This is a genomic window from Deinococcus sp. NW-56, from assembly GCF_002953415.1.
Lineage (GTDB): Bacteria > Deinococcota > Deinococci > Deinococcales > Deinococcaceae > Deinococcus.
In genome coordinates, this window is sequence record NZ_CP026519.1 from 1 (window position 1) to 19,288 (window position 19,288).

Genomic DNA, 19,288 nt, shown 5'->3' on the forward strand with positions numbered 1-19,288 from the left:
CGGCTCTACCGGGCCGAGGATGGGCAGGAGCGGATGCGCCACGACCTGCACGCGGCTCAGCGGTCGGAGGCCCGCTCCCGGCACGAGGTGCAGCGGATGGACGCCGACCTCCGGCTGACGAAGAAGGCCCTGATCGAGACCACCTGGGACCTGGTGCAGGCCCGGCACCGGCTGCGGGTGCTGGAACGGGTGGGGGCATGACCATCACCGAGATCCTGAACCTCGCGGAGGCCAAGGAGCGGGAGAAGGCCCTGCGCGAGTGGAACGAGTGCCTGACCGACGTGGTGCTGGGGGTGACGCGGGCACACCAGACCAGCGGGGCGCGGCAGCCCACGCGGGTCGTCTACCGGGCCTACGGGCTGTGGGAGATCCGGTGCGGTCGCCGTGACTTCGGGCTGGTCGGTCCCTCCGAGCACCTGGCGAGCGTCATGCAGCACTGCGCCGAGTCCGGTTGGCGGGTGGAGCGCGAGGCCCCCAGCTGGTGGGACCGCCTGACCGGGCGCCCGGCGGGTTGGCGCGTGGGGGTGATGCCGTGACCCTCCAGGCCATCACCCTCGCTCAGCCCTGGCCGCGCATGATGCTGCTCGACGATCAGCCCAAGCGCATCGAGAACCGCGAGTGGACGCCTCCACGCAAACTGATCGGTGGGTATATCGCCCTGCACGGCGGCCGTCTCCCGAAGAGCCCGAAGGACTTTGCCGACTGCCGAGCGACCATGGACTGGGTCAACGACCGCATCTGGGGCGGCGAGGAAGACCCCACCGACTGGCTCTCCGACGAGGACATCACGGCCCTGTGCGTCCCCGGCATCTACGCGGTCGCGCGGATCGCGGAGGTGGTCACCTCCAGCGACAGCCCCTGGTTCACTGGAACCTTCGGCTGGGTCCTGACCGACTTCGTGCCGATCACCCCGGTGCCGTGTAAGGGCAGCAAGAACCTCTGGCCGGTCGAAGACGAGCTGCTCGCCAAAGTGCGCCGGGCATGGAAGGCGGCCAGGACGGGCACCGCCGCGCCGGTGGACGAGGTCACCCCCAGCCCGGCGGAATCTCGTCCACTCGTGGCGACCGGGGCCGACCTGCGGATTCCCGGCCTCTTCTGCCCGGGGACGCCGCTCGCCGTCCTGCCCCCGGACACCCGCCAGCGCCACGGCCTGGAGCAGGGACGGCTCTACGGCCTGCCGGTCGCCGGGGACTGGGTCACGGTGCGCCGCGAGGGCGACGCCTACGCCTGGTGCTCGCGCCGGTCGGGCGGGATGGGCCAGGGCAGCCGCGCCCAGTTCGAGGCGTGGCTGAGCAGTCTCCGGGCGGAGGTGGCGGCGTGAAGGCCGGGTTGGAAAGCAACACCCCCAGCGGGGGACTGGCCCGCGTGGCCGGATCCAACCCGGTCTGGCCGCACGGTGGGGACATGGCCACCGAACTCCCCACCACCCTTCGCGTGCAGGCGAATCCCGAACGCGTTACACTGGCGACCAACCCGGCGGCTGCAACCGAGCACAACAGCCAAAGGGCCACCCCCCGGTGCGCGAAGTTTGGCGACCAAACGCATTCGAGGGGTGTACATCAAAACTCTGAGTTGTCTTTCGGCGTGGGCACGCCGAAGGCATCGGCCTGTGCCCAGGATACGCGCCTGGGCATGCCCGGTCAACGGACCGGGAGGGTACGCCGTACCCAGGGACGCGCAGGAGTGCAGTCGTGAGCACGGCCAAGGGGCGCCAGGAGCGCCAGGTTCAGATCGACACCAGTGAAATGAATGTCCTGTTCGTCCACAGCGCATTGGACGACTACCCCCTCACGCCCGAGGAGTTCCGACTCTACGGGCACATCGCGCGGCGGGCCAGCAGCGGGGCCGCCTACCCCAGCATCGAGAACATGGCGAAGGCCTGCCGGATGCACCCCGACACGGTCCGCCGCTGCCTCGGCAACCTCGTGACGTACAAGCTGCTGGAAGCCCACGAGCGCAAGGGCCGGACCACCCTTTACACCCTGACCAAGTTCAGCCGCTGGGTGAAGCCCGAGGTGGTCCTGGCGATCCAGGCCAAGCAGGAGGCGGAGGGCAAGGCCAAGCGTGCCGAGAAGAAGGCCCGCAAGCAGCAAGCACAGACCAACCCCCCCGAAACGGAGGGAGGGGTCCGTCAGGAAGACGAGACTGCAACCCCCCCGAAACGGAGGGAGGGGTACCCCTCCGAAATGGAGGGAGGGGACCCCCCCGAAACGAAGGGAGACGAAGGTAACCCCCTAAGGGAATCCATTGAAGGAAGTGGTGTATTAGACGTAGTAGGTGACCCGCGCGAGGACGCGCAGCCCGCTGCCGCGCCGGTGGCCGAACCCAGCCCAGACCCGCGCACCACCTTTTCGGCTTCGCCTTCAACAGATGAAGCCATGCCACTCACTCCCGCCCTGGGGACCCTGATCACCTCACCTGCGGTCGTCCCGGGCGTGGCCGTGCTCGAACCGCCTGTCGGCGGCGCCGCTGACGCGGCGGAGGACGAGGACGCCATCTCACTGGAGGAATTCGAGGGGCTCCTCGAACGTGGGAAAGGTCAGGCTACCGACACGGAAAATGTTCCGGGCGGCGGCGCGGCGGGCGCGGCCCCGGCGGTGGAGGCCCCGCGCGGCGCCCTGCTGCCGCCTGTGGCCCTCGGCGTGGCCCATCTGGCCCCCGTGCCCCGGGACGAGCTGCTGAGCCGTCCTGTGGCCTCGCTGGACAGCGAGCAGATGCGGACGATCCGGACGATGGTGACCGGCAAGCTGATCCGCGACGGGTTGCTCGATCAGCTCACGCCGACGGGGGGACTCTCCCGCGAGGACTGGCTGCGCTTGACGCTGGAGGAGCTGGACCTGGTGAAGCGGGCCGCGCAGGCGGACGCGAAGGCGAAGATCGGCGGCTTCACGACCCGGGTGATCGACGGCCTCGACCGGATGATCGGCGGCGGGCAGCAGGCGAAGGCGCAGCCCGCAGGGGTGCATGGGGGCGGGGCGCTGGCCCCGGCGAAGAAGCCCGAGGTGGACACGACCCCCGAGGAAGGCCGCTACCGGGTCGGGGCCTGCTGGCGCTGTAAGAAGACCGGGCGTGAGGTGAGCATCGTCGGGACGGTGGAGGTCAGGAGCCGCAATGGGGTCGGGGCGCGCTACGTGCTCAGCGACGAGCAGCAGTTGCCCGCCCTCAACCTGGTGCTCGGGTACGAGTTCGTGGGGTCCGCGTGAACCGCCGCGCCCCCCGGATCCCGAAGTACCTCGGCACCTACCCGGCGCACCTGGCCACGGCGACCGAGCTGGACGCGCAGGGCCTGAAGGCCGGGACCGACACCCCGGTGGCCCTCCTCGAGTACCGCGAACCGGGGCGCTCCGGCACCTGCGGCCTGTTCGAGCGGGCGGCCGCCGTGCCCCGCGAACGGGAGGCGTCGTGAGCGCCCCAGTCGTCGATCACGTGCCCGAAGGCCTCGCCACGAAGACCACGCTGCTGAAGCAGGGCCTGCGTCCGGGCGGGGAACCGGCGGCCACCTGGCGCTGGTACAAGCACCGGGGTGGGGACAGCGGCTGGCAGAACACGCCCCTGTTCCGCATCGACGAGGCTGTGCCGCCCACCCCCGAGGAACTCGATCAGGAGCGCGCGGCCCGTCGCGAGGGCGCCCGTGCCCGGCGGCAGGCGAAGCGGGATCTGGAGGCGGCCGTGCTGACCCGCTACCAGGGGCACCACGCCGAGACCGTCGCCCTGTTCCGGCAGTGGGCCAGGTCCCCCGACGCCGTGGTGCTGGACACCGAGACGACCGGCCTGGAGGGGCACATCATCGAGATCGCGGTGTGCACCGTGGCGGGCGAGGTGCTGCTGAACACACTGGTGCGCAACGCGGTGCCCATCGAGGAGGGCGCGCAGCGGGTGCACGGCATCACGGAGGAGATGCTCCGGACGGCGCCGACGTTCCCCTTCCTCGCCCCGCATATCCGGGACGTGGTGCGGGGCAAGACGGCCCTGATCTACAACGCGGACTTCGACTTCCGGCGCCTGCGGGCCACCCGCCGGGCGCATGGGCTGGAGAAGGGCGTGCTGGGCCGCTCGGCCACCGCCTGCGTGATGGAGGCCTACGCGGTGCTGCACGGGGACTACGACCCGGAGAGCGGGGACTACACCTGGGTGAGCCTCGCCCGCGCCTGTGGGGCGATGGGCGTCACCCCCCAGGGCCAGGCGCACCGGGCGGCCGGGGATGCCCTGACCACCGCCGCCCTGATTCGCGCGGTCGCAGGACGTGACTGGCCAGTGCCGCAGGTCGCGCCGCCGGGGATGCTGGCCGAGATCCTGGAGCGCCGCTAGACCCTCCCCTCCCCCCCATCAGCCCCTGATCATTCCCGCTGCGTAAACGTATACGTAAACGTTAGACTGACTGCACTCCTATGACCGACGCTGCCCCTGCCCCCTGGCTGATCGCGCTGCTGCGCGAGCTGTACCCCCGGCGACTGCCCCGGCTGCCGCTCGTGACGGTGCGGCTGTGGGTGGCGGCCGTGCAGATGGACCCGGTGAGCCGGGAGCACGAGGGGCAACCCGACACCCCGGATGGCTGGGGTGAGCTGTTCATCGGCGAGGTGTTTGAACTGGTGCCCCAGGTGTACGCGGACCGGCCCGGGCAGCGCGCTCTCCCCCACTGGCGGTGGGTGTGACCCGTCGCCGCGCTGCTTTGGGACCCGTGCGCCACAAGTACGGGGCGGTCGCGGTCGAGCGGGAGGGCATGCGGTTCGACAGTGGTTTGGAGGGTTCCTACTTCGACCACCTGCGCCAGCTCCAGCAGGTGGGTGAGGTGGTGGGCTTCCTGCGGCAGGTGCCCTTCCACCTCCCCGGCAACGTGCGGTACGTCTGCGACTTCCTCGTCTTCTGGGCGGACGGCACCGTGACCTTCGACGACCCGAAGGGCAAAGAGACGGACCTGTACCGCCTGAAGCGGACACAGGTCCAGTCGCTCTACCCCTGGGCGACGGTGCGTGCCCTCAAGCGGGTGCGCGGCGCGTGGGTGGCCTCGTGAGGTTCAGCCCCGGCGACCGCGCCGCACCTCGCCCAGCATCTGGTGCCACTGGGCCTGCGTCTCCGGGTCGCGCAGCATCCGCACCAGGGCTTCCAGGGCGTCTTCGGTGGTCACCCGCCGCACCCGCAGGTGGGTCTCGGCGTCCATCTTCTGCCGCTGGAACTCGCGAAAGATGCTGTCCGGCACCCGGCCGCCCAGCATGCGCATCTCTTCGGGGACCGGAGCGTCCACGGGGGCCGGGGCCGGAGCGGGAGTGCGCGACGCGGGGGCAGGCTCTGGGGCCTGTGGCTGCTGGGTCGCGGCCACGAGGTCGGCGAACTTGTTGGGCTTGCTCATGCCTGCCCGCCGATCGCGAGCAGCTCGCGCATGACCTTGCGGTAATCCTCCCAGGCCATCTTGCCCGGCGTGCTGCCTACCCGGTGCACCAGGGTGCCGCCGCCGCTCGCGTGCCGGAAGGCCACGGTGTCGCGGATGGTCGCCTCCAGCACGTGCAGCCCCGCGCCCTCCAGCGCCGCGCGGGCTTCGGCCGTCGCCTGCCCCTGCCGGGTATCCATCGTGAGCAGCACCGCCGCCCGATCTCGGGGCACGCCCGCCTGGTCCAGGACCTGCACCGTCTGCATCAGGCCGCTGACCGCCTGGGCCTCCGGGATGGCCGGAAGCACCAGCACGCTGCTGTGCCGCCCCAGGGTGCTGATCTCCTGCTCGCTGGGATCCGCCTGCGAGTCGATCACCGCCGCGTCGTACTGACTGACCGCCATCAGCCCGCCCACCCCGTCGACCTCGAAGGGCATCTGCCCGCTGCGCGCCCAGGTCGTCGCGTACCCCCGGTCGTCCCCATCGATCAGCAGGGTGCGCCGCCCGCTGTAGGCCAGGTGGGCCGCGAGGTGAATGGAGGTAGAGGTCTTGCCAACGCCACCTTTCCGTCCCACTACCGCCACACGGAAATTACTGCCTGCAATCATGCAGGCAACATAACAGGCAGCAAAATCTCTCTACGCCAATCTCTACATGTAGGTATGTATACAAATCTACAGAGGCAGGCATGACAGGCGGAGGTCAGGCCTGCCATGCCTCCCTGCTGTGGCGGCCTGCCTTCCGGCACCACCCCCACGAGGCCGCCGAGTACCGGCCCTACCGCCCCTGTGCCGACACGCTGCGCCCCGCCTTCGTGGGACGGCAGGCGATGAGCGTGTCGGGCCGCCTGCTCACCGCCCCGGACGCCCGCTGTGATCACTGGGCGAGCAGGGGAGAGGAGACCCCGTGACCCGCAAGGAACGTGTCCGCCCCGCCTGCGCCGCCCGCCACGCCGTGGAACAGGCGAACGTCCGCACCCTGCGCCGCGAACTGGGGCGCGCCGCCCGGGTCACCCCCGACCCGCAGGAGGCGGCCCGCCTCGCCGCCGGACGCACCCGCCTCCTGATCGGCTTCGTGCCGCTGAACGACCGCACGCCGCACTACCTGTGCGACCTGGGCCTGACCCCGCCTGGGGAGGAGCCGTGAGCCGCCTCCCCCTCAGCCTCGACGACCTGCTCGCCCACCTCGAAGACGAGGGCTGGGGGGTCAAGCTGGTGAGTCAGCCGACCCTGGGCGGCCGGTCCTACAAGGCCTCGGTCTGGCGGACCGACGAGCCGGGCGTGATCGCGGCCAAGGAGCGGGCCGGGTCTCCCCAGGCCGCTCTGACCCTGGCCCTGGAGGAGGCCGAGGCGCGCCGCCGTCGCCTGCGCAAGGGGCGGGCCTCCCGCGCGGGGGAGGGGAGAGGGTGATGGCCGTCCTGGCGCCGCTTCCCCGCTTGCAGACCAGTCCCTGCCCGCACTGCGGCGCTCCCCTCTCTCTCGCCTCGCCTCAGGACGGCGAGCGCGGCCGCTGCGGGACGTGCCGCCAGCCCACGCTCTGGTTCCGGGGAGCACTCCACATCGCCGAGCCGATCGGGCTGCCGAACGAAGGCGACGAGGCCGTCCTGTTCGCCTGCCACCTCTACCACTGACCCCTCTGGAGACGCCATGCACCCGTACTCGAAGACCACCCTTTCCATCAGCGCCGACGACGGCCAGACCTGGAAGGACGTGCCGTTCACGACCTCGAAGGTCAGCGACCCTGGTGGGTTCTGCATGGACACCGCCTGGCAGATCGGCCGCACCTTCAGCACCAGCGGGACCGTGTCGATGAGCTTCACCCTCCCCACCCCCCGCCCCCTGCCCCGCAGCAAGGCCAGCGCCCGCCTGCGCCGCCGCTGACCTCCTCCGCCCTCTCGCCCTCCGGAGACCTGCCCTTGCCCCACCACCAGCCCCTGCCCGACACCTACCGCCTGCTTTCCGTTCTGTCGGGCATCCCCCTGAAGACGGTCCCGGCCCTGAAGCTGGCCGGACTCTGGACCCAGGACGACGCCGCGCCCATCACGGACGCCCAGCGCGCCCTGCTGCGGCAACTGACGACCGACGGGCGGGTGCGCTGGGTGACCTGGGGGCCGGACGGAGAGGGCTACGTCCTGACCGGTTACGGGGAGGCGGCCCTGGACGTGTACCACCAGCGCTACGGCCCGGCGAACGCCCCCCGGCGCGGCCCGGCGCTGGCGAGCGTCATCGAGGCCCGGCTGCTGGAGGCCCTGACCGTCACCCCGCAGGCCCCCGCGCAGGTGCTGGTGGCCGCTGGGCTGCGCCCCCCTGGGAGCACGGACCCCATCAGCCCCACGCACCGCACCATGCTCCTGGGCCTGCTCGCCCAGGGTCTTCTCGCAGCTACCCGGTCAGGCCTCGATGTGGTCGGCCCCGATCAGGAACTGCGGCGCACCGAAGAGGGGACCGCCGCGCTGGAGGCGTACCGTCAGCAGCACGAGCCACACCGCGAGAAAGCGCAGGCCCAGCCGTGAAGCCCGAGCGCACCGAATTCAACGACGGGCAGAACTGGAAGCGGCAGGCCGACGCCGAAGCCCGCACGGTCGCCCGCCGTGAGGCCCACAAGCCCCGCAAGGTGCTCCCGAAGCGCCTGACCACCCTGGCTCCTGGCGACGTCGTCTGGTACCAACCCCGCGACTCGGCCCGGCCCCACGCCCACGAGCGGGCCACGGTGCGCCGCGCTCCCCGCCCTGACGTGCGCACCCCCAGCGTGCGGCTGGAATTCGCGGACGGCACCCTGCTCACCGTGCCCCTCAGCCAGGTCAGCCGCGTGGAGCCCCGCCCCGACCCCGCCCCCCTGATCGACGAGGCCCGCCGCCTCCCGAGCTGGAGGAAGCTGGTCGCGGAGGTCGAAGAGGCGGACCACTGCGCGGCCACCAGCGAGCCGCACGCCTGCACGTTGAGCCAGGAGGCCGAGCAGCGTGCCCGGCAGCTCGCGGGCATGGTCGCTCCCCGCCACACCCCCGCCGCCGCGAAGACCGACCTCGCCCGGCTCCTGCTCGAAGCCGCCCGCGCGGACGTGGCCGCCGCCGCCCTCCGCGCCGCTGGCCGCGCCGGTCACGTGCCCCCGCCGCCCCGCCATCTGCCCGTCCCCACCGACGAGCTGGCCACCCTGCGCCTGACCCAGGACCAGCGGGCGATGGTCAACCGCATCGCCCTGAGTCTCCACCGCCGCTACTTCCTGTCCGACCGCGAGCTGCGCGCCCTGAGCGAGGACGACCGCGAGCAGGAGCGCGTGCGTGGACTGATCGGCACGTTCATCGGCCGCGCCCAGCAGGACGCCGGACTCGCTCCAGTCAAGGACACGGGCAAGGGCAAGGGCAGCGAGCTGCACGCCCAGGCGCACGACAGCCTCGCGCGGGCCTACCCCCTCGCCCTCGAAGCCTGCCAGGCCCTGATTGCGGGCAAGGCGGACCACGCCCTGACGCTGGCCCTCCAAGTGCAGGAGCTGCGCCTCACCCACGTCGCCGCCCGCCGCGAGCTCGACCGCGCCCGGGTCAAGCACCACACCGGCCGCTACTTCCACGGGGACGTGCTCTCGGTCCGCGAGGAGCACGTGGTCCTCGACGAGGACGGCGAGTTCGAGCGTTACGAGGGCATGACCCAGTACTACGTGCGGCTGATCGTGCTGTACGCGCCGGACGGGCACAGCGTCCTCGTCGCCAACACCGCCGAACTGGAGAGCGTGACCGGCACCCGCGTCCCGCCCCAGGCCTGGGCCTCCCTCTGCCGCTGGATCGAAGACCTCAGCGAGCGCGCCGGAGGTCGCAAGCAGGGCCGCCGCCACGAGGACGACGGGCACCTGATCTACCAGGACCACGACGGGCACCTGGAACTGCGTCCCACCCTGGAGCGGTACCCGGATCTGCTGCTGGCCTTCGAGGTCCTGCGCCGGGCGCTGACCACCACCCTCCAGGCCCAGGACATCACCCCGCCCGAACTGGGGGACGCGCCGGAGCCGGGCTTCCACGCGCCGCCCGATCCTGCCCAGAAAACAGGGGGGCTTGACAATTCGTCCCATTAATTCGCTTAATTTTGGTCAAGCTGCACCACGTCTACCCAATGCCTGAGCGCCCCTGCCTTCCCGGTGGGGGCGCTTTCGCGTGGGGCCTGCCCGGGTGCCGCAATCCACCGCTGGAGGTTCAACTTGAAGAAGTACTTCTACGCTGCTGCCACCCTCGCCCTCTCGCTGCTGTCCGGTGCCGCGCATGCCGTCTGTTCGTGTTGTGGACTGGCTGTGAGCCGCCGCGAGTACTTCGAGGCGCCGATCGCGGTCCTGACCGCCTTCAACGAGCTGCGCCGGCGCGACCTGCTGCTGGGCCGGATGCCTGAGCAGGCCGCCCCCCGCGAGCAGGCGACCCGCGTGACCCGTGACCAGCGCCCCACGCTCCGGAGCTTCACCCTGCCGCGCACCGACTTCGCCTTCCCCGGCTGAGCGATGGCCCTAGGGTTCGCCCGGCACCCCAAGCCGGGCTGTACAGGTTGCGCGCAGGGACGCGCTCAGGACTCCAAATCCAGAGAGGCCCGGCTCGACACCGGGGCAACCTGCCAACCGACTGGCCCGGCCCGCTAGCCTGAGCCGGTGACCAGCAAAGCCGAGAAGAAGCTCGCCGCCGACCCCCTCCGCGACGCCGCCCAGGGCTACCTGTGGGTGGACGGCGAGTTCGACGACATCTTCGTCAGCTACGTGATGGCGTTGCAGGCCCGTGCGCGGGACGCGGACGATTGGGGCATCGTGGCGACCACGGCCCTGGGCCGGGAGCTGTTCCTGGCCAACGCCAGCTTTCCAACCGTGGAGGCGGCCACCGCCTATGCCGAGCAGCTCGCCGGGGTCATCAAGGACCGGCTGCAAAAGCACCCCCCGGCCTGGCTGGAGGGCATCCCGCCCATGAACTGATAGCCCCGCCCGCAGCGCCCGCCCTTACCCGGCGGGCGTTCGCTTTGGCGTGGGCAGGGGTGGTGCACGGCGCGGGGCGGAGGTTGGCCACCGACTGTGCACGGCGCGGGGCGGAGGTTTCCGCCAGCCCACAACAAAGAACCCCGTGGTGGTGCACGACGCGCCGCCGCACAGCGCAGGGGCAGGAACTCCCGTGCATTCCACCCAAAAGGAGGTGACCCCTATGAGCCGAAAGTCGTCCAGCCCCCGCAACCCTAAGGAGCACCGCGCCGCCCCGGAACCCTCGCGTGACGTGACTCACCGCCCCCGTGTGGAGAGCAAAACCCGCGTCAAGCCGCTCCAAGACGGCACCGACCCCACCGAGGGCGGGAAGTACTGCGGCTCAGGCCTACGTGGGAAGCCGGGCCGCCATTGCCGCCAGCCTGCCGGGGCCGGGACGGACCACCTTGGCGAGGGCCGGTGCAAGCTGCACGGGGGGCTCACGCCCATCCGCCACGGGCGCTACAGCTCCCTGACCACCCGGCCGAGGCTGCGCGAGCTGCTCGACCGGCTGGAGGGGGACCCCGACCCCCTGAATCTGCTGCCTGAACTCCAGCTTCTGCGAGCACTGGTGCTGGACTTTATCGAGCGCTACGACGAGATGAGCCAGGCCCTGATCGCCTGGCACCTCAGCTTCGACAAGGAGTTTCAGTCTGACTGGGCCGATTGGCTGGAGGATGAGCGTTTCCGGCTCCTGGACGGGGGAGCACCGGACGACGGCGGGGCCGAAGACATGCCCGACCCCATGAGCTACCTGCCCAAGCGGCCCTTGCAGATCGTGGACATCGCAGCGGCAAGCAGCATTGCGGCGCAGATCGGGCAGATGGTGGACCGCATCAACAAGCTGCGCGAGGACAAGACCTTCTCCATGACGACCATCGGCCGACTGTACGAGGCGATGGGGGCCGACCTGGAGCAGAGCGCGAGGGAGGTGATCACCGATGACGGCATCCGCGAGACGCTTCTCGACACCGTGGAGCAGCGATGGAAGCTTATCCAGCTCAGCAGCCTCACCGGGGCACGCCCTCGCGGGGGCGCGGACTAAGGCCAGGAAGTCCGACTTCCGCCGCTACCAGCGGGAGATGGTCCGCTTTTTCCGCGATGTGTTCGGGCTGGAGCCGTGGTCCGGGGAGAACGGCACCGCCGGGCAGCTCGAAATCCTCCAGGACATGCAGCAGAGCATCCGTGATCAGCTCGACGGGAAGGAGAACGTGCCGTTCATCTTCCTGGGCGAGGCCGCGCACGGCCTGGGCAAGACCTTCGTGCTGGAGGCGGGCACCGCCCTGTTCTTCCACGAGTGCTTCCCGCCCGCGCCGGGCGAGTCCAGTGTGGTGCTGTCCACCGCGCCGACGGCCACCCAGGTCAACGACCTGCTGTGGAAGGACATCCGCAAGCTGATCGAGATGGCGGCCGAGCGGGGCTACAAGGTGGGTCAGGGCATCCTTCCCAGCGAGGCCCGCATCAACAAGTCGGGCACGCACTTCGCCGTGGGCCGCACCACCAGCGACAGCGGCGGCAAGGGCGCGGAGCGATCGCAGGGGCAGCACAACACCTATCAGGCCACCCTCTTCGACGAGGCCGAGGGCGTGCCGGACTTCTTCTACAACGGCATGAAGCGCCAGTTCACCGGCAACCGCGTGAAGCTCTGGGTGCTGATGGCCAACCCCAAGACCCGCACCAGCCGCTTCCAGCGCATGAAGCAGCAGCGCGGCGTGAAGGTCTACCGGCTGAGCCTGCTGAACTTCCCCAACGTGGTGCATGGCCGCGAGATCGTGCCCGGCGGGACCAGCCGCGAGACCTTCGAGGACTGGCTCTTCGACTACGAGGACTTCGGGGCGCACCCGATCGACGCGGACGACCCGGCCCGCTACACCTTCCAGACCCCCTGGGAGATCACCGGCCCGGACGGCACGGCCTACCCGCCCGGTCAGTGGTGGCTCCCCCAGCGCGGCTTCCTGTACGGGGCGCTGGGCATCCCGCCGGAGGGGGGCGACGGGGACACCTTCATGACGGCCAGCCAGTACGAGGCCGCGACCCAGCGCCCGCCCCGGCCGAAGACGACCAGCCTCGCCCGCATCGGGGTGGACGCGGGCCGCTTCGGCAAGGACAGCGGCAAGGTCTACCTGGACCTCGACGGGAACGTGCAGCTCGTGGGCACCATCCAGTCGAAGGACGGGTGGGCCTACTTCCGGGTGATCCTGAAGGCCGCGCAGCTCGCGGCGGCGGCCGGCTACACCGAGGTCAGCATCCGGGTGGACGGCGGTGGTGGGTACGGCAGCTCGCCGATCGACATCTGCCGCGCCAGCCAGGAGCTGAAGGACCTGTTCCAGCGGGTGACCCTGCACGAGGTGCACTTCAACGGGGAGCCGCACACCCCGGAGAAGTACGCGGACCTGATCACCGAGCTGTACGCCCTGGCGGGACAGACCATCGGGACAGTCAGCCTGCGCGGCACCAGCCCACGCACAGAAGAGGACCTCACCGACCGCAAGTTCGGGTACGCCGTGAAGAACGTGGACGGGGTGCGCCGCGAGGTGAGGCAGCTCGAAGCCAAGGAGAAGTTCAAGAAACGCCACGAGGGCCGCAGCCCCGACGACGGGGACGGGTACGTGCTGGCGGTCGCGCCGGAGTTCGTGTTCGTGACGACCAGCGATGACCCCTCGGCCCGGGCGGTGGCCGCCGCGTTCCGGGGCGCTGCCCGGAGGAGGACCCCGTGAACATCCTGCAAGCCGCCCGCGCCCTCTTCGGGGGGCAACCCCCACCCAGCGCCCCCGTCAGCAACGCCGCACAAGCGGCCGCCCGCAGCGTCCGCGCCCGGCTCCAGCGCGACCCGAATGGCCGCGTCAGCCGGGACCCGAACGACCTCGCGGGGCTGCTCAGCTTCTTCGAGGACCACCTCGCGGGCTACCCCGGCGACAGCCGCCGCCGCATCGTCACCGTCCTGCGCGCCCTCGCGGAGAGCGACGACGACGTGAGCGGCAGCCTGGGTGACCTGCAATCGCTCAGCGGCGCCGGGTTCACCCTCGACTACACCGGCGGGGCACGGGCCGTGAAGGCGGCGGAGGCCGAACTCACCGACTGGATGGGGGTCAACTGAGCAAAGGAACAGCGGATTACTTTAGTAACCAAGACTACAATTTCGCAGATATTGTGCAAGCCAATGCCACCAAGTCAAGCTTCGCAATAGGGTTTCGTGGTGCGGAAAATACGTGTCCTCCGCACAAACGGAACGGACTCAAAAACAACCATTTCCGCTGGATCGCAGTTCGGTGGGCCGAAGTGTGTATCAGGTGTGGCCGCACGACACCGCCGGGCTGGTGATGCTGTACCTGCGCCTGACCTTGCAGGGTACGCAGCGCTCTCGGGCCTTTGTCATCGAGCCCCCCTAGGGAGTGACGCCCCTTCAGTTCTGGGGCGGCGGCTCACGCCAATGGGCAACGAACGTGCTCTGCTGGTGGTCCGCAATGTGACACTTGATCAAGAGTTGAAGGCCACGGCGTCCTTTACGGAGCAGCACACCGCCCCCAGCGGGAAGCAACCAGGATCAAACATGCGCCAGCAGGACTACGCTGGACCGCTTGACCGTGACAACCTGAACCGGGTGAAGTGACTGCTCAGGCTCTCCGGGGCAGCGTGAACCCGAAGGTCGCCCCACCTCCCAGCGTGCCCTGCGCGAACACCGTGCCGCCATGCCGGGTGACGATCCGCCGGACGTTGGCCAGGCCCACGCCGGTCCCCTCGAACTCGTCGGCGCGGTGCAGGCGCTGGAACACCCCGAACAGCTTGTCCGCGTAGCGCGGGTCGAAGCCCACCCCATTGTCCCGCACACAGATGGCCCAGGCGTCTGGACGTTCCTCCGCCCAGACTTCAATCACGGCCTGACTGTTCTTGCGGGTGTACTTCAGTGCGTTGGACAGCAGATTCGCCAGGACCTGCCGCAACAGGTCCTGATCCCCCATCACCAGCGGCAACGGGGCAATTCTCCAGGTGCTATGCGGCGTCCATACCTCCGGTGCCAGTTCCGCCTGGACATCCGTCACCAGGGTGCCCAGATCCACCAGCCTGAGATGCAAGGGTTGCCGTGAGGTGCGGGACAGGTCGAGCATCGCGTCAATCAGGGTATTCATGCGCTGTGCCGCCTGATCAATCACCGCGAGGTAGCGGACCGACTTCTCGCTGAGCTGATCCCCCAATGAGGTCCGCAACAGGGTGTTGAACCCCGCGATGTGCCGCACGGGGGTCCGCAGGTCGTGCGACACGCTGTACGCAAAGGCTTCAAGTTCCTCATTGGCGTCACCCAATGCCTGGGTGCGGACGTCCAGCGTATCCCGTTGCGAGGTCAACTGCTGAATATGCTCAGCCCGCTCCAGCGCCAGGGTTAGGCTCCGCAGCGTCGTCTCCAGCACCGCCTTGTCGGTCCCGGTCCAGGCCCGCTGACGAAACAGACCAATCCCAAAGATGCCGATGGGTGTTCCCTGGACGAACAGGGGCAGTGTCACGACCGCCTGAATATGCTGCACCACCTCCAGCGGGGTATCCGCGCCTTGCAGGTACACGTCCTGGTAGAACGGCTGCCCCGTCGTGAATGGGAGAGCCAAGGTGGGGCGGTCTTGCGGCAGGCCCGCCTCGACCAGGGCTTGCAGCGCCGGGTGGCCCAGATCGCCTACCTGCGCTCTCATCCGCCACAGGCCGTCTTCGAGTTCGTAGTACACGGCGTACCCGGACGGCAGCAACTTGAGCACAATTTCCTGGGCACGCTGAATCAGGGTGTACCGGTCCGTTTCGGAGACCAGATCGCGCGACAGCTGCGCGAAAGCTTCCAGGGCCTGATTGCGGCTTTCGGCCTCGGCCTTCTGTGCCCGCAGGGCGCTGGCCTGTTCGGCGCGTTCCAGGGCGAGATTCAAGCTGCCCATCACCGTTTCAAGGAGTGCCCGGTCGGCACGCGACCACTGCCGCCCGCGAAGGAGAGCGAAGCCCAGCACCCCACGCGGTTGCCCCCCCACTGAGATGGGCAGGGTCACCGTGGCCCCCGGGTACGCTCCACTGCCCGTGAGCTGGTCGGCGGCGTGGTCGTAGACCTCCTGGTAGTAGGCCTCCCCGCTGCGCCACGGAATCAGCAGATTCGGGGTCGCCTCAAAGGCCAGGCCCGCGCCCACCTGGGCCTGGAGTTCGGGGGTGTTGGTCTGGCCCACCTGCGACCGGATGACCCACAGCTCACCTTCAGGCTCGTAATACTGCGAGAAGCCGTCCGCAAGCAGCTTCAGCACCACCTCCTGCGTCTGACGAACCAGCCCCAGGGGGTCGCTCAGCACGCTCAGGTCCTGGGTCAGGTCACTGAACGCCTCGAGCATCTTCGTGCGCGCCTCGAGTTCGGCATTCTGCTCCCGTAGGGTTTCGGTGAGCCGGGCGCTGTGCAGGGCGCTCGCCACCTGACCGCTGAGAAGCTGGAGGAAATCTCGGTAGGGGTCGTCAAGGTGTTTGCGGGGATTGAGGCCAATCACCAGCAGACCCAGGGGAGAGACCTCATTCGGATGGGCGAGCGGGAGCCGGACCATCCGGGTTACGGGTTCCGGCCAGGGCCGGACGGTGAGGGGAGGACTGGGCACCACCTGGGCCTCCCCCAACGGCGTCCAGGCTTCGGGGGGCGTGTTCAGCAGCGTGGTCTGCGCCTCATTCAGCCCCGCCGAGGCCGACAGGGCCAAACCACCATCGGCACTCGGCAGGTACAGCATGGCGAAGGGCAGGTCATGGGGGTGGTCCTGCGTGCTCTGCATCACTGCTGCGACGACCTGGGACGCTTCCGTTGCGCCCAGGAGATGAGCCGTGAGGCCCGCGAGGATCTTGGTGCGGCGCGCCCCGAGGACCCGCTCGGTGGTCTCGTTGACCGTGGCGAGCATTCCTTCGACCTGGATCTCGCCGTGGACCGGGGTATAACCGACGTCGAAGTAGCACTCTTCCAGGTAGCCGTGGCGAGCCAGGGGGACCAGAAGATCCACGAAGGCGACGCTCTCGCCACGCTCCAGCACGGCGTCGAAGTAGGGCTTGAGGCTGGGGTAGCCGTCATCCCCGAAGATGTCGGCGGTCCGGCACCCCAGCGCTCCTGGATGCTTGTCAGCCCCCAGGACCGGGCGATAGGCGTCGTTGTACAGGGCGATCAGCTCGTGGGTCCAGCCGAGATACATGGGTTGCTGGGAAACGAGCATCAGCCTGACGTAGGTCCGCAGCGGTGCAGGCCAGGTTTCGGGTGACCCAAGCGGGGTGCTGGCCCAGTCGAACGCCTGCATCCGGGCACCCATCTCGCCCCCACCGTCGAAGAGCGTCCCGTTCACGGGGGGTGCAGGGCCGCCTTCCGGGGTGCGCATGCCCGGTTTTTAGCAGGTCCGGGCATCTTCAGATCGGGGTCATCCCACTTCTCCCACCTCGATGAGGAAGACGTCAAGATCAACGTGGAGGCGTGGCTTCGGCAGCGCGGCATGCAGGGTTCACCAAGCCCACTCGGACGAGTCTTTCCCAGGGAAAACCTTGCAGAGAGAACAAAGAGCACTTTTCCTGCGGGCCGCCGACCGTGTGAGCCAGAACCTGTGGGCCAATGCCTCCCCGCCACCTCGACAGCAGCGCTGCTCCGACGCACGGTGACACCGCCCTAGCCGGGCTGGTGAGACGCACAACCGGATCTCCCGGACCGCTGCTCCCGTGGGGCGGAGACTCCGCACGCGCGCCAGCTCTGGCCCGGCGTTGTTTCCACAGGACGCTCAAGAGGGGAGGCCGTGGTAAGGACGATGTTAAAAATGACCAGCAGGGGCGGAGCGTGGAGGGACTCCTGGGGGGACATCTGGCCGGGCGCTCGTGGGCAGGCGCGGCGCCCCCGCAGGTGGGAGTCTCCCTGACCACCTTCTTTCCTGCCTGAAGCCCTCTTGTCTGCTGTGCGGCAGAGGTGGCAGCATTTTCAGGGTGAAGCTGCCCCTCGTCTCGTCTATGCCGCGTCCCCTGACCCTGATCCTGCTGCTGTTCGGCATGATCGGCACTGTCGTCCTGAGCGTGGGGTGGTATTTCGCGGACGCGCTGGTCTGGGCACCCCCGGTCCGCAGACGGATTCCGGCTACCCGTGTTCTGGGACTCCAGGGCGATCAACAAGCCCCGGACCTCGACGCCCGGACTGCACAGGCGCAAGCTCCCCGGCTGACCCTGACCCGCAACCCGGCCACCACCCGGCCCGGCGTGCTGGGGCTGGAATGGGACGGCCCGGCAGGCCGACAGGCCTTTGCCCAGCTCGGCCCGGTGCTGGCGCAGACCCGCCGCACCGTCACCCGCGCGGTGCAGTGGCAGGAAGCGGCGCTGGCGGTGGGCCAGGAGGTCCGCCCCAGCACGGTGGGGCTGGGCACGCCCGCGTCGCGGGGCCTCAAGTACCAGGACGTTCTGGTGCCCGCCGAACACGGCCCGATGCCCGCCTGGCTGGTGCCGGGCGGCCCTGATGGAGAAGTGGCGGGCACCGACTGGGTGATCGTGACCCACGGCTACAAGGGGCTGCGGCAAGACGCCCTGCGTATCCTGCCCGCTTTTGCCCGGCTGGGCCTGTCCAGCCTGACCATCACCTACCGCAACGCCCACGGCGCGCCCAGGACGCCCCAGGGAGTCTACCGGCTCAGCGCCGAGGAATGGGAGGACCTGGAAGCCGCCGTGCGCTTTGCCCAGGTCCAGGGCGCGCGGCGGTTGCTGCTGATGGGGTTCAGCATGGGAGGCGGCATCACCCTGGCCTTCTTGCGGTACAGCGCGTTGGCCCCCTTGATCTCCGGGGTGGTGCTGGATTCCCCGCCGCTGGAGTGGCGTTCGCTGATCCGTCACTTCGCCCGGCGGTATTACATGCGGCCCTTCGCGCGCTTGGTCGAGCAGCTGACGGTCCTCAAAAGTGGACAGGACTTCGACGCGGTCGATCACCTGAGCGTGATGGACCGCTTCCAGACGCCCATGCTGCTCTTTCACGGCAGCGCGGACCGGACCGTGCCGGTGGCGCATGTGGAGCGCTTCGCCCACGCCCGGCCGGACATCGTGGAGTATCACCGGGTGGAGGGGGCCGAACACGTCCGGCCCTGGAACATGGACCCCGAGAGGTACGAGCAGGCCTTGACCCGCTTCGTTCAGCGGGTGCTGGCGGACTAGCACGTCTGAATGCGAGACGTAGCGCAGCAGGAATAGGCGTTTTGAATGCCCTGCACGCTCCCTTCTAGGGTCACGGCACAGATCGATCCTGACTCGACGCCAAGGGTGCGGAAACGAACGTTTCCGCACTGGCCGTGATGCCCTGAATGAAAGAGCTTCCTCGCGTTGCAAAACCCTGTTGCACAGCCTCGGGCAATGGCAATAGGTTCAAGCAACCCCAGGAGGCCCCATGCACATCGGTTACGCCCGTGTCAGCAAAGCCCAGGATCAGGACACCGCCGCGCAGCTCCGCGCGCTCAAGGACGCCGAGGTGGCGCGCGTGTTTACCGAACACGCCTCCGGTGGCCGCTGGGATCGCCCAGAACTCCACAAGATGCTCGACCAGCTCCGCGAAGGGGACGTGGTGGTCGTCTGGAAGCTGGACCGGCTCAGCCGCAGCCTGAAAGACCTGCTCCACCTGATGGAAAAGATCGAGGCCGCTGGGGCAGGCTTCCGCAGCCTCACCGAGGCCATCGACACCACCACGCCCGCGGGCCGGATGATGATGCAGATGGTCGGGGCCTTCGCCGAGTTCGAGCGGGCCATGATCCGGGAACGCACCAAAGCGGGCCTCGAACAGGCCCGCCTCGAAGGGCGCACCGGTGGGCGCAGGCGCAAACTGACCGCGAGGCAGGAGCAGGAAATCCGTGAGTCGGTGGGGTCCGGGCGGCACACGGCGGCGCAGTGCGCCCGCCTGTTCGGCGTGCATCCCAGCACCGTCAGCCGCCTGTTACAACGAGAGACCTGACGGCC

General features: G+C 69.4%; 25 protein-coding genes. 22 read left to right on the forward strand and 3 right to left on the reverse strand.

The genetic code is table 11. The features are described from left to right. The first annotated feature begins 33 nt into the window (after positions 1-33). From C3K08_RS18170 to C3K08_RS17355, 8 genes are all read left to right on the forward strand, one after another. Positions 34-201, forward strand: coding sequence for a hypothetical protein (locus C3K08_RS18170; protein WP_158680091.1), 168 nt, complete (start codon positions 34-36; stop codon positions 199-201). Beyond that, on the forward strand, positions 198-536 hold the full coding sequence (locus tag C3K08_RS17330; RefSeq protein WP_104992691.1) for a hypothetical protein: 339 nt from the start codon (positions 198-200) through the stop codon (positions 534-536). The genes C3K08_RS18170 and C3K08_RS17330 overlap by 4 nt, the downstream gene beginning before the upstream one ends. Next, the gene (locus C3K08_RS17335; RefSeq protein ID WP_104992692.1) at positions 533-1,321 is read left to right on the forward strand and encodes a hypothetical protein; all 789 of its coding nucleotides are present in this window, start codon (positions 533-535) and stop codon (positions 1,319-1,321) included. The genes C3K08_RS17330 and C3K08_RS17335 overlap by 4 nt, the downstream gene beginning before the upstream one ends. Before the next feature lie 370 nt (positions 1,322-1,691). Next, positions 1,692-3,203, forward strand: coding sequence for a helix-turn-helix domain-containing protein (locus C3K08_RS17340; RefSeq protein ID WP_104992693.1), 1,512 nt, complete (start codon positions 1,692-1,694; stop codon positions 3,201-3,203). Beyond that, positions 3,200-3,406 carry a hypothetical protein gene (locus C3K08_RS18175; RefSeq protein WP_158680065.1) on the forward strand — a complete coding sequence of 69 codons (207 nt, stop codon included), beginning with the start codon at positions 3,200-3,202 and terminating at the stop codon, positions 3,404-3,406. Before C3K08_RS17340 ends, C3K08_RS18175 begins: the two co-directional genes overlap by 4 nt. Next, entirely contained in the window at positions 3,403-4,308 is a 906-nt protein-coding gene (locus tag C3K08_RS17345) for a 3'-5' exonuclease (protein ID WP_158680066.1), read from the forward strand. The genes C3K08_RS18175 and C3K08_RS17345 overlap by 4 nt, the downstream gene beginning before the upstream one ends. 80 nt (positions 4,309-4,388) lie before the next feature. Beyond that, complete coding sequence (locus C3K08_RS17350) at positions 4,389-4,652, forward strand: hypothetical protein (protein WP_104992695.1); 264 nt, start codon at positions 4,389-4,391, stop codon at positions 4,650-4,652. After that, the gene (locus tag C3K08_RS17355; RefSeq protein WP_234009298.1) at positions 4,649-5,011 is read left to right on the forward strand and encodes a DUF1064 domain-containing protein; all 363 of its coding nucleotides are present in this window, start codon (positions 4,649-4,651) and stop codon (positions 5,009-5,011) included. Before C3K08_RS17350 ends, C3K08_RS17355 begins: the two co-directional genes overlap by 4 nt. A 3-nt stretch (positions 5,012-5,014) precedes the next feature. Here C3K08_RS17355 and C3K08_RS17360 read toward each other — a convergent pair whose 3' ends face one another. Both C3K08_RS17360 and C3K08_RS17365 read right to left on the reverse strand, forming a co-directional pair. Continuing rightward, positions 5,015-5,347, reverse strand: coding sequence for a hypothetical protein (locus tag C3K08_RS17360; protein WP_104992696.1), 333 nt, complete (start codon positions 5,345-5,347; stop codon positions 5,015-5,017). Then, a complete protein-coding gene (locus tag C3K08_RS17365) occupies positions 5,344-5,973 on the reverse strand; it encodes a ParA family protein (RefSeq protein WP_104992697.1) in 630 nt (209 codons plus the stop codon). The genes C3K08_RS17360 and C3K08_RS17365 overlap by 4 nt, the downstream gene beginning before the upstream one ends. Positions 5,974-6,053: 80 nt before the next feature. On the opposite strand from C3K08_RS17365, the gene C3K08_RS17370 reads away from it, so the two are divergent. From C3K08_RS17370 to C3K08_RS17425, 12 genes are all read left to right on the forward strand, one after another. After that, on the forward strand, positions 6,054-6,275 hold the full coding sequence (locus C3K08_RS17370; RefSeq protein WP_104992698.1) for a hypothetical protein: 222 nt from the start codon (positions 6,054-6,056) through the stop codon (positions 6,273-6,275). After that, positions 6,272-6,511, forward strand: coding sequence for a hypothetical protein (locus C3K08_RS17375; RefSeq protein ID WP_104992699.1), 240 nt, complete (start codon positions 6,272-6,274; stop codon positions 6,509-6,511). The genes C3K08_RS17370 and C3K08_RS17375 overlap by 4 nt, the downstream gene beginning before the upstream one ends. Further along, on the forward strand, positions 6,508-6,774 hold the full coding sequence (locus tag C3K08_RS17380; protein ID WP_104992700.1) for a hypothetical protein: 267 nt from the start codon (positions 6,508-6,510) through the stop codon (positions 6,772-6,774). The genes C3K08_RS17375 and C3K08_RS17380 overlap by 4 nt, the downstream gene beginning before the upstream one ends. Continuing rightward, positions 6,771-6,995, forward strand: a complete 225-nt coding sequence (locus tag C3K08_RS17385; RefSeq protein WP_158680067.1) for a zinc ribbon domain-containing protein — start codon at positions 6,771-6,773, stop codon at positions 6,993-6,995. The genes C3K08_RS17380 and C3K08_RS17385 overlap by 4 nt, the downstream gene beginning before the upstream one ends. A 16-nt stretch (positions 6,996-7,011) precedes the next feature. Then, on the forward strand, positions 7,012-7,245 hold the full coding sequence (locus C3K08_RS17390; protein ID WP_104992702.1) for a hypothetical protein: 234 nt from the start codon (positions 7,012-7,014) through the stop codon (positions 7,243-7,245). 35 nt (positions 7,246-7,280) lie between these two features. Continuing rightward, a complete protein-coding gene (locus tag C3K08_RS17395) occupies positions 7,281-7,877 on the forward strand; it encodes a hypothetical protein (RefSeq protein WP_104992703.1) in 597 nt (198 codons plus the stop codon). After that, entirely contained in the window at positions 7,874-9,427 is a 1,554-nt protein-coding gene (locus C3K08_RS17400; protein ID WP_104992704.1) for a hypothetical protein, read from the forward strand. Before C3K08_RS17395 ends, C3K08_RS17400 begins: the two co-directional genes overlap by 4 nt. Positions 9,428-9,640: 213 nt before the next feature. Then, positions 9,641-9,838: a hypothetical protein gene (locus C3K08_RS17405; protein WP_104992705.1), complete on the forward strand. Its 198-nt coding sequence runs from the start codon at positions 9,641-9,643 to the stop codon at positions 9,836-9,838. Between the two features lie 147 nt (positions 9,839-9,985). After that, a complete protein-coding gene (locus C3K08_RS17410; RefSeq protein ID WP_104992706.1) occupies positions 9,986-10,300 on the forward strand; it encodes a hypothetical protein in 315 nt (104 codons plus the stop codon). A 223-nt stretch (positions 10,301-10,523) separates the two neighbouring features. Then, complete coding sequence (locus C3K08_RS17415; RefSeq protein WP_158680068.1) at positions 10,524-11,384, forward strand: hypothetical protein; 861 nt, start codon at positions 10,524-10,526, stop codon at positions 11,382-11,384. A 37-nt stretch (positions 11,385-11,421) separates the two neighbouring features. Beyond that, a complete protein-coding gene (locus tag C3K08_RS17420; RefSeq protein WP_104992708.1) occupies positions 11,422-13,056 on the forward strand; it encodes a hypothetical protein in 1,635 nt (544 codons plus the stop codon). After that, positions 13,053-13,436 (forward strand): hypothetical protein, encoded by a 384-nt coding sequence (locus C3K08_RS17425; RefSeq protein ID WP_104992709.1) that lies wholly within the window; start codon positions 13,053-13,055, stop codon positions 13,434-13,436. The genes C3K08_RS17420 and C3K08_RS17425 overlap by 4 nt, the downstream gene beginning before the upstream one ends. 517 nt (positions 13,437-13,953) lie before the next feature. Here the strand turns inward: C3K08_RS17425 and C3K08_RS17430 are convergent. Further along, positions 13,954-16,701 (reverse strand): ATP-binding protein, encoded by a 2,748-nt coding sequence (locus C3K08_RS17430; protein ID WP_234009299.1) that lies wholly within the window; start codon positions 16,699-16,701, stop codon positions 13,954-13,956. A 589-nt stretch (positions 16,702-17,290) separates the two neighbouring features. On the opposite strand from C3K08_RS17430, the gene C3K08_RS17435 reads away from it, so the two are divergent. Together C3K08_RS17435 and C3K08_RS17440 are read left to right on the forward strand one after the other, a co-directional pair. Next, positions 17,291-18,496, forward strand: a complete 1,206-nt coding sequence (locus tag C3K08_RS17435) for an alpha/beta hydrolase (protein ID WP_234009300.1) — start codon at positions 17,291-17,293, stop codon at positions 18,494-18,496. Positions 18,497-18,725: 229 nt separating this feature from the next. After that, a complete protein-coding gene (locus C3K08_RS17440) occupies positions 18,726-19,283 on the forward strand; it encodes a recombinase family protein (RefSeq protein ID WP_104992711.1) in 558 nt (185 codons plus the stop codon). Positions 19,284-19,288 lie beyond the last annotated feature (5 nt).